This window comes from Sphingomonas sp., from assembly GCF_013816785.1.
Classification (GTDB): Bacteria; Pseudomonadota; Alphaproteobacteria; order Sphingomonadales; family Sphingomonadaceae; genus Sphingomicrobium.
The window spans coordinates 1-14,771 of sequence record NZ_JACDDV010000053.1 but is presented as its reverse complement, the minus strand read 5'-3'; the positions used below and the strand labels follow the sequence as shown (position 1 = coordinate 14,771).

Below are 14,771 nucleotides of genomic sequence, written 5' to 3'. Positions count from 1 at the left end.
GGCTTCCTTGAAATCGACATGCTTGCGCACGACCGGGTCGTATTTGCGAAACGACATCTTCTCCGTCGTGTTGCGCGGGTTCTTCTTGGTGACGTAGAAAAAGCCCGTATCGGCCGAGCTGACGAGCTTGATTTTGACTGTTGCCGGCTTGGCCATCGGACAAATCCCGAATCTTTGACAAAATGAAAGGCGGGCCCTCCGGCGCCGCCCGAACAGCGGCCCCTCTGACGGGCGAGGGCCAAATTGTCAAGACTGGGCCGCCTTCGCAAGCTGTTAACCAATTTGGGTGACACTCCTCTGCTCAACGGAGAATTGCCATGGCGTCGCTCGATTCGCTCAACCTCGTCAGAACCCGCATCGGCGAACGCATTGCCGAGATCGAACAGCGCGTGTCGCGGCTGAAGCCGGTCGATATCGCCGCCAGGATGGAGGCGATCCGGGTGCTCGCCGCCGACCATGGTTTTGCAGCGCTGGAAGGTCTCGCCGACTATGGCGCGCATCATGCGATGATGCCCGGTCACCGTGCCGCGACCCGCGCCTGCCTCGACTATATGGGCGAAGCGCTTGGTAGCCAGGCCGCTCACGACCGCGAATCGATCCTTGCCGCGCTGGCGGTGCGGCTCCACTAACCCAGCCTCTGGCAGCCAAAGCCGCGCCCGCGCATTGATGCGACGATGCGCGCTTTTTCCCAGCTGCTCGACGACCTCGTCTACACCCGCTCGCGCAACTCCAAGCTGCGGCTGATCGGTGATTATCTTAAAACCACCCCGGATCCAGACCGCGGGCTCGCGCTGGCGGCGCTGACTGGGATGCTCGACATTCCGGCGGTCAAGCCCGCGGTAGTGCGCGGTCTGGCCGAAGAGCGGATCGACCCGGTGCTGCTTCGCATGAGCCGGGACTATGCCGGTGACATGGCCGAGACGGTATCGCTGCTATGGCCTCCACCCGAGGGGGAGCCGCTACTCGACGACGGGACCGTGCGGCTGTCGGACGCGGTCGAGCGGCTGCGCTCGGCGAGCCGATCCGAGGCGCCCGCAATGCTCGCCGCGCTACTCGATCATCTCGACGCGTCGGGCCGATTCGCGATTCTCAAACTAGCTACCGGCGCGCTTCGGGTCGGAATCTCCGCACGTCTCGCCAAACAGGCTCTGGCCGATGCCTTCGGCCTTGACGTCGAGCAGGTCGAGGAAGTGTGGCACGGGTTGAAGCCACCCTACGCCGAACTGTTCGACTGGGGCGAGGGCCGCGCCGCTCAGCCGACCGCGAAAGACATTCCGGTGTTCCGCCCGTTCATGCTCGCCCACCCGCTCGACCAGACCCGTGTCGATCTCACCGATTATGCGGCCGAGTGGAAATGGGACGGGATCCGCATCCAGCTGGTCCGCGCCGGTGGCGATACTCGTCTCTACAGCCGCACCGGCGACGACATCAGCGGCAGCTTTCCCGACATCGCCGGGGCGTTCACCGTTCCCGCCGTCCTCGACGGCGAGCTGCTGGTGCGGGGAGAGAGCCAGGGGGGCGCTGCGGCGAGCTTCAATGCGCTCCAGCAGCGATTGGGGCGCAAGAACGTCAGCGCCAAGGTTCAGGGCGAATTTCCCGCCTTCGTCCGCCTCTATGACATCCTTTTCGACGGCGAGGAGGATTTGCGGAGCTTGCCTTGGTCCGAACGGCGGACGCGGTTGGAAAGCTTCGTCGGCCGGCTCGATCCCGACCGGTTCGACCTGTCGCAACTGATCGAAGCGGACAGCTTCGAGGCGCTTGAGGAACGCCGGACCGGCGTCCGCGACGAGGGCGTCGAGGGGATGATGCTCAAGCGCCGCGACAGCCCCTATGTCGCGGGGCGCAGAGTCGGCCTGTGGTATAAATGGAAACGCGACCCGCTGACCGCCGATTGCGTGATGATGTATGCCCAGCGCGGGTCGGGCAAGCGATCGAGCTATTACAGCGATTACACTTTCGGCTGCTGGAATGAAGAAGGCGAGTTGCTGCCGGTCGGCAAGGCCTATTTCGGCTTTACCGACGAGGAGTTGAAATGGCTCGACCGGTTCGTGCGAGGCCATACGCTCAATCGCTTCGGCCCGGTGCGCGAGGTCGAAAAGACGCTGGTGCTCGAAGTGGCGTTCGATTCGATCCACGCCAGCAAGCGCCACAAGTCGGGGCTTGCCATGCGCTTCCCACGCATCAGCCGCATCCGCACCGACAAGCCAGCCCTCGAGGCTGATCGAATCGAGGCGCTGCTGGCGATGGCGACCTGAAATTGCTGGCAAAGTAGGATTACGCGTGCTTGTCTGCGGCGATGTCAAACGCCCTTCACCTCCGGCCGACCGCAGCTTGCCCGCAATGCAAAGTTGATACCGGAAGTCTCGAAGGCCACGGATTCGCGCTCCACCATCAACTTCATCAACTTTGCCTCTGAAAATAGACGTCGGCGGGGGCGCCGGAACGGGGAACATGATGCTCGGAAAATTGATCGCCGCGATTGCGCTGGCCGCCCTGTCGACCGCCGCCCAGGCCGAAACATATGCCATCCAGGCTGGCCGATTGATCGTCGATGCGGCCAAGCCGGCGCGCGGGCCGTCGACGGTGATCGTCGACAATGGCCGGATCGTGCGGATCGAAGATGGCGCCACCGCTCCGGCCGGAGCGACGGTGGTCGACATGCGTGGCAAGACGGTGCTGCCGGGGCTGGTCGATGTGCATGTCCATCTGACCCAGCATTCGGGCGAGCCGTGGTATCAGTCGCTGACCCCAAAATATTCCGAGCCCTATGCCGCCACCGTCGGGCTTTCGAACGCACTGACCATGGCCCGGGCCGGCTTCACCACCCTGCGCGACCTCGGTGGCCCGCCGGCCGCTTCGCTGGCGATGCGCGACGCGATACCTGAGGGCAGCTTTTCAGGTCCGCGCGTGATGGTATCCGGCCCGGCGCTGTCGATTATCGGCGGGCATGGCGACGATGCGGTCGGTTATAACCCCGAACTCGCATCGGCGATTAACACGCGCGGCCAGGTCGGCGTGTGCACCGGCGTCCAGCAGTGCAGCGAGGCGGTCCGCAAGATCGCCGCGATGGGCGTCGACGTGATCAAGTTCCACGCCACCGGCGGCGTGCTCGATCCCGGGGCGATGGGGCTCGAGCAGCATTTCTCCGATGTCGAGATGAAGGCGATCATCGACACGGCGCATGGCCTTCACCTAAAAACCGCCGCCCACGCTCATGGCGCCAAGGGCATATTGGCCGCGGTTCGGGCGGGCGTCGATTCGATCGAGCATGGCACTTTCATCGATGCCGAAGGGGTCAAGGAAATGAAGGCCCGCGGCACCTATTTCAGCGCGACGCTGATGGCCTTTAGCGGGCTGCAAATGTACATCGGCAAGGGCATTTACACCCCCAACAGCGAGATCAAGGCCCGCCAGACGCTTGGCGTGTGGGGCCGGGGGCTCAGCATGGCCTATAAAGCCGGCGTCAAGATCGCGCTGGGCACCGACGCGGCGGTCTTCCCGCACGCGCGCGCCGGTGAGGAAGTTGGCCTGATGGTGTCGAAAGGTGGAATGACCCCACGCGACGCGCTGATCGCCGCTACCAGGGGCGGCGCCGATCTGCTCGACCTGTCAAGCGAGACCGGAACGCTGGACCCGGGCAAATCGGCTGATATCATCGCGGTCGACGGCGACCCGCTGACCGATCCGGCGGCGGTGACCCACATTGCCTTCGTCATGGCCCAGGGCAAGCCGATCCCGATGAGGTGATGTGCTCTTCAAGCTCCGAAAAAGCCCGCCCGGGTTACGCCGGGCGGGCCAATTCGACCAAACCGACCCTTAAGCCTGGATCGGCTGCAGGTTCACGGCGGCATATTTGCCGCGCCGGTCGACCTCGATGTCGAATTCGAACCGGTCGCCTTCGTTGATCGTCGGCAGGCCAGCACGCTCGACCGCCGAGATGTGGACAAAGGCGTCGGGCTGTCCGTCGTCGCGGCTGATGAAGCCGAAGCCCTTCATCGCGTTGAAGAACTTGACCGTGCCCTGCGCCTTCTCGCCGGTTAGCTGGCGCTGCGGGCCACCGCCGCCAGCACCGCCGAAGCCCCCTGCGCCCTCACGATCGCCATCGCGGGGCGGAGCGGCGCTGCGCACGATTTCCATCGGCTCGCCGTCGATCTTGAGGTCGGTCGCCGAGATGCGCCCGCCGCGGTCGACCAGAGTGAAGTTGAGCGGCTGCCCGTCGGCAAGGTCGGTCAGACCGGCCTGTTCGACGGCCGAGATGTGCACAAACACATCCTCGCCGCCGTCATCGCGGACGATGAATCCGAAGCCCTTCTGCGGATTGAAGAATTTGACGACGCCCTTGCCTTCGCCAACGACCTGGGGCGGCATGCCGCCGCCAGCGCCCCCGCTGCGAAAACCGCCACCACCGGCCCCAGCGCCGCCGCCACGGAACCCGCCGCCGCCTCCGGCATATCCGCCGCCGCCGGCGCCACCGCCGCGATAGCCGCCGCCGCCGGCGTTATAACCGCCGCCGGGGCTCCCGCGATCGCCGAAGCCACCTCGGTCGCCGAAACCGCCACCACCAGCGAAATTGTCATCGCCACCAAAACCGTCGCGCTTGTCACGGCCACGACCACCGCGGTCACCCTTACGCCCTCGATCGAACCCCATGGAAATATAAACTCTCTTGTGCCCCCAAAATCGAAAACCAATGCGCTGGGCCAGGGCGCAACCGGCTGCCCGCGCGGAAACAACCGCACGCACGGCGCGAGTCTCTACAGGAAAAAGCCCGCTTCTCCTAGCGTTTCCATGGTTAAAGCTGGCAAGCCGGGCACCGATCAGACTAGAGAGGACCTCAGCTCCCCTGTCGTCACCGCCGGTTCAGGCGTGGCGGCGCAAGTCCCCGGCACGAGGAAACCGAATAAAATCATGGCGATTCACTTTCACGAAGAAGATCTTCCCTCGACCGATATGTTCGCGACCGGCGCGGCAATCGCGGTCGATAGCGAGGCGATGGGGCTGATCCCGGGCCGCGACCGACTGTGCCTCGTGCAATTGTCGGACGGGTCGGGCGACGAGCATCTGGTGCGGTTCGGTCCCGACAGCGATTATGCCGCGCCAAATCTAAAGGCCCTGCTCGGCGATCCCGACCGGCTCAAACTCTATCATTTCGCGCGCTTCGATGTCGCGATCATTCGCGCCTACCTGGGCATCATCGCCGCGCCGCTTTATTGCACCCGAACCGCGTCGAAGCTGATCCGGACGTATACCGACCGCCATGGCCTCAAGGAACTGGTCAAGGAATTGCTCGGCCAGGACCTGTCGAAGCAGCACCAAACCAGCGACTGGGGCGCAGCGGAGATCAACGACGCGCAACGCGATTATGCCGCGAGCGACGTGCGCTACCTCCATCAGTTGAAGGAGAAGCTCGATATCCGCCTGTCGCGCGAGAATCGCGTCGACTTGGCGCAGGCCTGCTTCGATTTCCTTCCCGCGCGCGCCCTGCTCGATCTCGCTGGCTGGGCCGAAGACGATATTTTCGCGCATAGTTGATGTCTGACGCCGCCAACCGAGAGCGCGCTATCAAGCGCGATTGGGCCGAGCCCGGCGGCCGCCACGACGCGGTCGTCAAGGCGACCAAATATGGCCTGCCGCTGGCGATCGCCGGGCTGTTGGCGCTGCTGGCGATTGCGCCTTTCGAAAAGCGCGGCGACGTCAGCTTCATCCTCGACAAGAACAAGGTTGGGATGGCCAAGGAACGGATGAAGGTCGAATCGGCCCGCTATAGCGGCGAGGACGACAAGGGGCAGAAATTTCGGGTCGCGGCCGACCGCGCCATCCAGCCGACGAGCACTGACCGGGTGGTGTCGATCGAGGGAATTCGGGCTTCGCTCGGCCTGGCTCGCGGACCGCTCGACATCATCGCACTGAAAGGCCGTTACGATCTGGAGCAGGAAAAAGTGCAGATCGATGGCCCGGTCCGCGTGTCGGGGCCCGACGGATATCGGCTGGCGACCCGCGACGTGACGGTCGATCTCGACAAGCGGACCTTGCGGTCGAACGGTGCGGTCAACGGGACCATGACGCTGGGCGAATTCAAGGCCGGGCAGTTGCGCGCCGATCTCGACGCGCGCACCGTCAGCTTGGAACACGGCGTGCGCTTGAAAATTCGCCAAGGGGCGGTCAGATGAGACGCATGAACGTCAAGCCTATAATCGCGATCACCGCTATGGCGGCGGCCCTACTGGGGAGCGGAATGGCGATGGCGCAAAGCGGTGTGTCGGCGCTAAAGGGTCATGACAGCAAGGCGCCGATCGACCTGGCCGCCGATCGCGCGGAGGCGCAAGATCGCGCCGATCGAGCGATCTTCGCCGGCAATGTCGTAATCAAGCAGGGCGAGTTGACGATGCGGACCGCGCGGCTGACGCTTGCCTACGCGAACACCAGCGGAAAGCTGGACATCAACCGCATCGACGCCAGCGGCGGCGTTACTGTGGTCAGCCCGAGCGAGACCGCGCGCGGCGATTTCGCGGTCTATGACCTCAATCAAAAGCTGATCACGATGGTCGGCAATGTCCGGCTCGACCGCGCCGGCTCCTATTTGAACGGGGGCCGGTTGACCATCGACCTCGATACCGGCCGGGCGGTGATGGACGGCGGTCAGCGGGGCGCGAACAACCAGTCGGTCGGCCGGGTCACCGGGCGCTTCACCGTCGCCCAACGGAACTGAGCCGATGAACGACGCCGCGACCATCGAGTATCCGGTGACGGGTACCAGGACCGGACCGGTGCGCGGGCTCGAAGTCCGATCGATCGCCAAAAGCTATGACAAGCGCGCGGTGCTGCACGACGTGTCGCTGAGCGTGTCGCGCGGCGAAGTGGTTGGATTGCTTGGCCCGAACGGGGCAGGCAAGACGACCAGTTTCTACTCGGTGATGGGGCTGGTCCGGCCGGATTCGGGGCGCATTTTCCTCGACGGGAGCGACATCACCCATTTGCCGATGTACCGCCGCGCGATCCTCGGCCTCGGCTATCTGCCGCAGGAAACCTCGATTTTTCGCGGGTTAACGGTCGAGCAGAACATCATGGCCGTGCTGGAAGTCGGCGAACCGGATCGCGGTGCGCGCGAAGCCCGTCTTGAGCAATTGCTCGGCGAGTTCGGCCTGACCCATTTGCGCGCCTCGCCGGCGATGTCGCTGTCGGGGGGCGAGCGGCGGCGCTGCGAAATCGCCCGCTCGCTGGCCGCAGAACCGTCGATCATGCTCCTCGACGAGCCGTTCGCGGGGATCGATCCAATCTCGATCGGCGACATCCGCGAACTGGTCCGCGAGCTGAAACAGCGCGACATCGGCGTGCTGATTACCGACCATAATGTCCGCGAAACGCTCGACATCGTCGATCGCGCCTGCATCATTTATGACGGGCAGGTGCTGTTCGAAGGAACGCCGCAGGCACTGGTCGCCGATGAGAATGTGCGGCGCCTCTACCTCGGCGAAAGCTTCGCCCTGTAGCGTGGAAGCTTAGTCGCCATGGGGCTCGGCCCGCGTATCGACCTTCGCGTTTCGCAGTCGCTGGTGATGACCCAGCAGTTGCAGGCCGCAATCAAGCTCCTGACCCTCTCCAACCTAGAGCTCGAAGCGGTGATCGCCGAGGAACTGGCAAACAATCCGCTGCTCGAGGCGCGCCCCGGCGAGAGCGGAGCGAGCGAGGGCGTCATCATCCGCGAAGATCGCGAAACTGGCGAGGCGGCCGCCGATCCGACCGGAGCCGACGAGCTGATCGGCAAGCTGGGCGGGATCGACGACAGCCCGGTGGACATCGACTGGCGCGAAGCGGCGCTCGACACCGACAGCTTCGCCGATGTCGGTGGCGGGTCGGGAGCGGACGAGGCGTTCGACTTCGACCGGCTGGAGGGCGGCGATGCGGGGCTGTCCGAACATCTGCTGGCCCAGCTTCATGGGGCCGGCGGGACTATCGGTCGCGTCGCTGAAGCGATCGTTCGCGAGCTGGAGGAGACCGGCTATCTCGACACCTCGCTGGCAGTGATCGCCGAGGCTTGCGAAGCGAGCCCTCACGAGGCGAATCACGCGCTGGCGCTGGTCCAGTCCCTCGACCCGCCAGGCGTCGCGGCGCGGAACCTGGAGGAGTGCATCGCGCTGCAAGCGAAAGCGGCCGATCGCTATGATCCGGCGATGGCGCGACTGATCGCCAATCTCGACTTGCTCGCGAAGGGACGGATGCCCGATTTGCGCCGTATCTGCGGGGTTGATGAGGAAGATTTGGCCGACATGGTGCGCGAACTTCGCGCCTATGACCCGAAGCCGGGCTGCCGCTTCGTCACCAAGCAGCCCGAGTCGATCACGCCGGACCTGTTCGTGCGCCAGACCAAGGACGGCTGGAGCGTAGAGCTCAACAATGCCGCGCTGCCACGGGTGCTGGTCAATCGCCGCTACCATGCCGAGCTGAAGCGCGGGCCGCAGGACAAGGCGGCGAAGGCGTGGCTGGCGGACTCGCTGGCCAGCGCCAACTGGCTGGTGAAAGCGCTCGACCAGCGCGCGCGGACCATCGTCAAGGTGGCGAGCGAGATCGTTGTCCGGCAGCAAGGTTTTTTCGAAGCCGGCGTGTCGGCGCTTCGGCCCCTGACTTTGGCAAAGGTTGCCGAAGCGATCGAGATGCATGAATCGACCGTCAGCCGTGTCACCAGCAACAAATATCTGGCGTGCGATAGGGGCCTGTTCGAATTGAAATATTTCTTCGGATCGGGTGTCGCCAGCGACGGCAGCGAGGGCGCGGCGGCTGAGGCGGTCAAGGATGCAATCGGCAAGCTGATCGCCGCCGAGACCGAAATCTTGAGCGACGACACGCTGGTCGATTTGCTCAGGGATCAGCGCATCGACCTGGCCCGCCGCACCGTCGCCAAATATCGCGAGGCAATGGGCATCGGCTCGTCCATTCAGCGGCGACGACAGCGCAAGATGACCGGCGGTTAAAGCCCCAGCCGCGCCCACACCGGCAGATGGTCGCTCGCCTTGCGCGCTTCGGCGCTGGCGTGGACCCCGGCGGCGTCGATCCTCAGTGCGCAATCTACCAAAATGCGATCGAGCGCGGCGATCGGACGGCGGCTGTGGAAGCTGGGGCCGGTAGGCGCGACTTTGTAGGCCGCGCCGAATTCCCCGAGACACCCGCCCGCCGCGCGCCATTCGTTGGTGTCGCCCATCATCACGGTCGGCATCGGCCGATGCCGCTTGGCGAGGTGGGCAAGGATCGCGCGGATCTGCCGCCGCCGCCACAGGCCGCTCAAATCGAGGTGCATGCCGATCACGCGCAAATGTGCCCCCCGGATGTCGAGTTCAGCCATGACCGCGCCGCGCGGCTCGAGCGTCGGCAAGTGCAGCGCCTCGACGTCGATCACCTCAATCTCGCGCTTCACCAGTAGCGCATTGCCATGCCAGCCAAGGTTGCGCGTGACGAGGCCGAGCCTGTTCTCGATCCGCTCGCCGAAGGGAAAGGCATGGGCAAGGCGCGAGTGGCTGACCCCGAACTCGACGGGCTTGTATAAGCCGTGGCTGTCGATCAGCCCGTGTGGTACCGCCGAGGCGCGAGTCCCGAAGCGCTTGTCCGCCTCCTGCAGCGCGACGATGTCGGCGTCGATCTGCTGAAGGACATGGAGCACTCGATCGGGATCGCGGCGCCGATCAGTCCCGATCGCCTTGCGCATGTTGTAGGAGGCGACGGTGATGGTGGGTGCGGCAGACATATCCGCTCAATAGCTCGGCGCGGCGCCTGTTCCGAATGCCTCGACAAGTAGGCTTTTGCGCGGTCAGGCCAAAGGTCGCATTTTACGGAAATCTGTGACAATTGCGTTGAGAAAGACGTCGAGTTCTGATTGCTTCTCGGTCGGCATTGCCCCGTCGGCGACGTACAAGGCCGGCCCCGTCAGTACGCGGGCGCCGCAAGTGGTCAGCACCGTTCGCAGCTGCTGCTGGGCAATTCGAGTCCCCCATTTGCCGACGGTCGCCCCGGTTACGACGCATGGTTTGCCGCCGAGCGGTTGGTCCGGGCTGCGGCTGAGCCAGTCGATCGCGTTTTTCACCACGCCAGGTAGCGACTGATTATATTCGGGCGTTGAGATTACCAACACGTCCGCAGCCTGGACCGCGCGCGACAATGATTGAACGCCGGCTGGGACTGTGGGCGTCTCTAAATCCTCGTTGAACACCGGGATGGCGCCTAGGCCATCGAACAGCTGGAATCCGATTTCGGTTGGCGCGCGCATCGCCATAGCGGTGAGGAGCTGCTGGTTAATCGAGCCGCGGCGAAGGCTTCCCGCGAGTCCAAGCAAGGTCAGGGTCACTAAATTTCTCCGATCTGAGAGATGAACATCTGAAGCGCTGCCACGAACATCGCGACCGCGACCGCCCGGTTGAGCCACCGGCCGTGCTTCGGATTGGCAGCCAGAGGCGCCAGCGACTGACCGACCATTGCCCAGAGCAACGACGCGGCGGCTGAAAGGGCCGCTAGCAGGGCGATCGGTACCCAGTCCGGATATCCAGCAGAGCTTGCGGCCGTTGCTACGACCACTGCCAACACCCAGCTGTTGGGATTAACCCACTGAAACGGCACCAGCGCGATCGGCCGCTTCGAATGGATACCGAGCATGTCGGGTTCGGCAGGTTTCATCCAGAGCCTGCCGGCCATCGCCGCGACCAAAAGACACCCGGCCACACCGATCAACGGTACGATCCGTTGCATGAAATGGAACGCGAGCAGCCCCTTTGCCGCCGCCAGTAGAAGAGCGCTGCCAACGGCGATGGCGAGGATCGACGGCACGGCTCTGCGAATGCCGCCGGCGATCGACTCCGCCATGACAATAAAATTATTCGGTCCCGGCATGACTATCGGCAGCGCGATAATCGCGGCGAGGGCTGCAAGCGTTTGCATGATCCTCCAGTAAACCCGGCGCTGCTCCGGCCGCTATTTCCAAATCTGCCCGGATCGTTATCCTGATGCGAACATGCGCAACCTTCCGCTCAACGGCCTTCGGGTCTTGGCCGCAACGCTCGAAGCAGGCGGCATCCGGGCTGCCGCTCGGCTGCTAGGCCTTAGCCCCTCAGTCGTTCACCGACACATGCGCGAACTGGAGGCCCGGATTGGCGTTTCCCTAGTTGAGCGCGGCGGCGGACGGCTTCGTTTCACGCCCGCGGGGCAAAGGCTCGGGCGAATCGCCGCCCAAACCCTTGGCGAGCTTGCGGTAGGGGTCGAAGCAACGAGGGAGGATCGCCGCCCCAATGAGGTCGTAATCTCCACCACCGAATCTTTCGCCGAACTCTGGCTGCTGCCGCGGCTCGCGGCATTCACTGAGGCGCGCGGCAGATTCGCGGTTTCGATCAAGACCGGCCAGCGACTATCGCGGATACCCGCCGATGCGGACATCGCCATTCGGCTAACGTCCTATGTCGATGACAGCCAGCCCGCGGCCGAGCCGTTGATGAGCGACGTGATGGTGCCAGTCCTCGCACCCGATCTGGCTCGCAGCGCGGGCCTTTTGGCCGAGCCACGCGATATCCTGACGCTGCCCCTGATCCACGACCGCGATCCCCAAGTGAGTTGGCTGCGTTGGTGCGGCGCGCTGGGAATCGACAGCGCCTTGGCCCGCAGCGGTACGAGGATGACGTCAAGCGCACTCGTACAGTCGGCTGCGGCGCTCGGCATGGGCGCCGGACTTGCGCGGAGGCGGATGGCCGAAGCGAGTATAGCGGCGGGCCGGCTGGTTGAGCTGACCAAATTCGCCGTTCCGATCGGCAGCGCTTACTGGATCGTTCGCCGGCCCGTGCCGCGCGCGGCCGAGCAACTCGTCCTGGACTGGCTCAAACGCGAGGCAGCGGCTAGCGCAGGGCCAACTTAGACATCCAGGTTCGCGACGTTCAGCGCGTTGTCCTGGATGAATTCGCGTCTCGGCTCGACCACGTCGCCCATCAAACGGGTGAAGATTTCGTCGGCGACGTCGGCCTGGGTGACTTCGACGCGGAGCAGCGAGCGGTTGGCCGGGTCGAGCGTGGTTTCCCATAATTGCTCGGCGTTCATTTCGCCGAGCCCCTTGTAGCGCTGGATGGACAGACCGCGGCGGCCGGCGGCGAGCACGGCTTCGAGCAATTCGGATGGCCGAGTGACGGGGATCGCCTTGCGGGTGTCGGTATTGGCCTCCTCGATCTCGCCTTCCTCACGCCCTTCGACTTCGCTCAGGGCCAGCGATTCTTCCTGGACAGTTGGCGCCGTGTTTCCCTTCCTAAGCGTTCTGAGCGTCGCCGGCTTGGCATAAGCCGACGCCTGCTCGGCCGCCAGCGTGTGCAATTTGCGAGCTTCGGCGGAGGCGAGGAAGGGCGGTTCGATGATGTGGGCATCGGTCACGCCGCGCCACAGCCGCTTGAGCAAATAGCCACCTTCGGCCGCGACTTCGCCCGACCAGGCCGCTTCCTCGTCGCCGCGTCCGAGCCAGCCGGCGACCTTGGCGATGGCTTCGGCGCGCTTGTCGATAGAAAGGTCGGGCTTGAGCGCCCCCGACAGGGCGAGCGCCTCCAGGAGGGCATAGTTATACTTGCGCGGCGCATAAGCCATCAGAGTTCGGACACGGCGGGCGTGGTCGACCAACGTGCGCAAATCCTCACCCGAGCGCGGCCCCTCGGCGGTGTCGAGCAGCAGACCGTCCAAGCCAGCGTCGACCAGATATTGGTCGAGCGCGCTGTCGTCCTTGACGTAAACTTCGGAGCGACCGCGCGCGACTTTGTAGAGCGGCGGCTGGGCGATGAAGAGATGCCCGGCCTCGATCAGTTCGGGCATCTGGCGGTAGAAGAAGGTCAGCAGCAGCGTGCGGATGTGTGCGCCATCAACGTCAGCGTCGGTCATGATCACGACCTTGTGATAGCGCAGTTTCTCGAGATTAAATTCCTCGCGCCCGATCGAGGTTCCGAGCGCCTGGATCATCGTCCCGATTTCCTTCGAGCCGAGCATCCGGTCGAAACGCGCGCGCTCGACGTTGAGGATCTTGCCCTTCAGCGGCAGGATCGCCTGATAGTGGCGGTCGCGGCCCTGCTTGGCCGAGCCGCCGGCGCTGTCGCCCTCGACCAGAAATAATTCGGACTTGGCCGGGTCGCGCTCCTGGCAGTCGGCGAGCTTGCCGGGCAGCGAGGCGATGTCCATCACTCCCTTGCGACGGGTCAGCTCACGCGCCTTCTTGGCTGCCTCTCGCGCGGCGGCGGCGTCGATCGTCTTTTGAATGATCGAGCGGGCGTCGGCGGGATGCTCTTCCAGCCACTCGGCCAACTTGTCGCCCATCAGGCTTTCGAGGGGCTGGCGCACTTCGGACGAAACCAGCTTGTCCTTGGTCTGCGACGAAAATTTGGGATCGGCCAGTTTGACCGAGACGATCGCGGTCAAGCCTTCGCGCATGTCGTCGCCGGTGAGGGTGACCTTTTCCTTTTTCAGCATCCCCGACTTGTCGGCGTAATTGTTGAGCGTGCGGGTCAGCGCGGCTCGGAACGCGGCCATATGGGTACCGCCGTCGCGCTGCGGAATGTTGTTGGTGAACGGCAGGACATTCTCGTAATAGCTGTCGTTCCATTCGAGCGCGACGTCGATGCCGATGCCGTCGCGGACCGCCGAGATGGCGATCGGATCCGGAAACAGCGGGGTCTTGGTGCGGTCGAGATATTTGACGAAGGCAGCGATCCCGCCCTCGTAGAATAGCTCGTGCTCGACCCGCTCCTCGTGCCGCGCATCGGCGAGCACCAGGCGAACCCCCGAATTGAGGAACGCCAGCTCGCGATAGCGATGCTCGAGCATGTCGAAATCGAATTCGATGATCTTGAAGGTCTCGGGGCTCGGCAGGAAGGTGACGCGTGTGCCCTTCTTTCCTTCCGGCGCCGGGCCGGCGATTTTCAGCGGCGCTACCGCATCGCCATAGGCGAACCGCATATAATGCTCTTCGCCGTCGCGCCAGATAGTCAGATCGAGCCATTCCGAAAGCGCGTTGACGACGCTGACGCCGACGCCGTGGAGACCGCCCGACACTTTGTACGCATTGTCGTCCGACGTGTTCTCGAACTTCCCGCCGGCGTGGAGCTGGGTCATGATGACCTCGGCCGCCGAGACTCCTTCCTCGGTATGGATGCCGGTCGGGATACCGCGGCCATTGTCCTCGACCGTGACCGAGCCATCGGGATTGAGCTGGATCAGGATGCGGTCGCAATGGCCGGCCAACGCTTCGTCGATGGCATTGTCGCTGACTTCGAACACCATGTGGTGAAGGCCCGAGCCGTCATCGGTGTCGCCGATATACATGCCGGGGCGTTTGCGCACCGCATCGAGGCCCTTGAGAACCTTGATCTGGTCGGCGCCATAGTCGTTCTGGTTGGGGTCTGATGCCATGGGATGTTGGATTGTTTCCAAGGGAAAGTTGACGAAGTTGATGGTGGCGCGCGATTTACCGGCTGGACGGATTTCCGGACATCGGACGGGCCGCCCGAAAGGCGCGAAAACTCATCGCCCGACCATGGCAGATGAAGTCCTATATTCCAAGCTTTTTACGGCGTTTCGGCCCGCCCGCGGGGTCCCGCGGACAGGCCGAAATTAAAGTGCCTCAAGGCTCGCGCGAGCCTCGCCGCTATGGTTTAGCCTTGGGCGCGGTTGCCCCCGGGACGGCCACGGCCGCCACCGCCGAACGGACGACGCGGGGCGCCGCCTTCGGAGCGATGCGCGGCATGGGCGCCGGCGCGCTGCGGATGGCGCTGCCCGTC

The 14,771-nt window shown here is 64.4% G+C and carries 15 protein-coding genes; 9 read left to right on the top strand and 6 right to left on the bottom strand.

Annotated features, from left to right (window positions below):
- Window positions 1–156 (bottom strand): 50S ribosomal protein L33 (rpmG, locus tag H0W65_RS10445; protein WP_294007372.1); only part of this gene is annotated, 156 nt, incomplete at its 3' end.
- Window positions 157–317: 161 nt separating this feature from the next.
- On the opposite strand from rpmG, the gene H0W65_RS10440 reads away from it, so the two are divergent.
- From H0W65_RS10440 to H0W65_RS10430, 3 genes are all read left to right on the top strand, one after another.
- The gene (locus tag H0W65_RS10440; RefSeq protein ID WP_294007370.1) at window positions 318–629 is read left to right on the top strand and encodes a hypothetical protein; all 312 of its coding nucleotides are present in this window, start codon (window positions 318–320) and stop codon (window positions 627–629) included.
- 45 nt (window positions 630–674) lie between these two features.
- Window positions 675–2,255 (top strand): cisplatin damage response ATP-dependent DNA ligase, encoded by a 1,581-nt coding sequence (locus H0W65_RS10435; protein WP_294007368.1) that lies wholly within the window; start codon window positions 675–677, stop codon window positions 2,253–2,255.
- A gap of 196 nt (window positions 2,256–2,451) precedes the next feature.
- Complete coding sequence (locus tag H0W65_RS10430) at window positions 2,452–3,747, top strand: amidohydrolase family protein (RefSeq protein WP_294007366.1); 1,296 nt, start codon at window positions 2,452–2,454, stop codon at window positions 3,745–3,747.
- A gap of 69 nt (window positions 3,748–3,816) precedes the next feature.
- On the opposite strand, the gene H0W65_RS10425 is transcribed toward H0W65_RS10430, so the two are convergent.
- The gene (locus tag H0W65_RS10425; protein ID WP_294007364.1) at window positions 3,817–4,650 is read right to left on the bottom strand and encodes a cold-shock protein; all 834 of its coding nucleotides are present in this window, start codon (window positions 4,648–4,650) and stop codon (window positions 3,817–3,819) included.
- A 258-nt stretch (window positions 4,651–4,908) separates the two neighbouring features.
- On the opposite strand from H0W65_RS10425, the gene H0W65_RS10420 reads away from it, so the two are divergent.
- From H0W65_RS10420 to rpoN, 5 genes are read left to right on the top strand one after another with little or no spacing between them, the layout of a single operon-like run.
- Complete coding sequence (locus H0W65_RS10420) at window positions 4,909–5,532, top strand: ribonuclease D (RefSeq protein ID WP_294007362.1); 624 nt, start codon at window positions 4,909–4,911, stop codon at window positions 5,530–5,532.
- Complete coding sequence (lptC, locus tag H0W65_RS10415; protein ID WP_294007360.1) at window positions 5,532–6,170, top strand: LPS export ABC transporter periplasmic protein LptC; 639 nt, start codon at window positions 5,532–5,534, stop codon at window positions 6,168–6,170. The genes H0W65_RS10420 and lptC overlap by 1 nt, the downstream gene beginning before the upstream one ends.
- A 5-nt stretch (window positions 6,171–6,175) precedes the next feature.
- Complete coding sequence (locus H0W65_RS10410) at window positions 6,176–6,709, top strand: LptA/OstA family protein (protein ID WP_367120141.1); 534 nt, start codon at window positions 6,176–6,178, stop codon at window positions 6,707–6,709.
- A gap of 4 nt (window positions 6,710–6,713) precedes the next feature.
- Window positions 6,714–7,490, top strand: coding sequence for an LPS export ABC transporter ATP-binding protein (gene lptB / locus H0W65_RS10405; protein WP_294007356.1), 777 nt, complete (start codon window positions 6,714–6,716; stop codon window positions 7,488–7,490).
- An 18-nt stretch (window positions 7,491–7,508) separates the two neighbouring features.
- On the top strand, window positions 7,509–8,969 hold the full coding sequence (rpoN, locus tag H0W65_RS10400; RefSeq protein ID WP_294007354.1) for an RNA polymerase factor sigma-54: 1,461 nt from the start codon (window positions 7,509–7,511) through the stop codon (window positions 8,967–8,969).
- On the opposite strand, the gene H0W65_RS10395 is transcribed toward rpoN, so the two are convergent.
- From H0W65_RS10395 to H0W65_RS10385, 3 genes are all read right to left on the bottom strand, one after another.
- Complete coding sequence (locus tag H0W65_RS10395; RefSeq protein ID WP_294007352.1) at window positions 8,966–9,736, bottom strand: endonuclease/exonuclease/phosphatase family protein; 771 nt, start codon at window positions 9,734–9,736, stop codon at window positions 8,966–8,968. The genes rpoN and H0W65_RS10395 overlap by 4 nt on opposite strands.
- 63 nt (window positions 9,737–9,799) lie before the next feature.
- Window positions 9,800–10,333 (bottom strand): NADPH-dependent FMN reductase, encoded by a 534-nt coding sequence (locus tag H0W65_RS10390; RefSeq protein WP_294007350.1) that lies wholly within the window; start codon window positions 10,331–10,333, stop codon window positions 9,800–9,802.
- Complete coding sequence (locus tag H0W65_RS10385) at window positions 10,333–10,920, bottom strand: LysE family transporter (protein WP_294007348.1); 588 nt, start codon at window positions 10,918–10,920, stop codon at window positions 10,333–10,335. The genes H0W65_RS10390 and H0W65_RS10385 overlap by 1 nt, the downstream gene beginning before the upstream one ends.
- A 73-nt stretch (window positions 10,921–10,993) precedes the next feature.
- Here H0W65_RS10385 and H0W65_RS10380 point away from each other — a divergent pair, with 73 nt between their 5' ends.
- Complete coding sequence (locus tag H0W65_RS10380) at window positions 10,994–11,884, top strand: LysR family transcriptional regulator (RefSeq protein WP_294007346.1); 891 nt, start codon at window positions 10,994–10,996, stop codon at window positions 11,882–11,884.
- On the opposite strand, the gene gyrB is transcribed toward H0W65_RS10380, so the two are convergent.
- On the bottom strand, window positions 11,881–14,403 hold the full coding sequence (gyrB, locus tag H0W65_RS10375) for a DNA topoisomerase (ATP-hydrolyzing) subunit B (protein WP_294007344.1): 2,523 nt from the start codon (window positions 14,401–14,403) through the stop codon (window positions 11,881–11,883). The genes H0W65_RS10380 and gyrB overlap by 4 nt on opposite strands.
- Window positions 14,404–14,771: the final 368 nt, after the last annotated feature.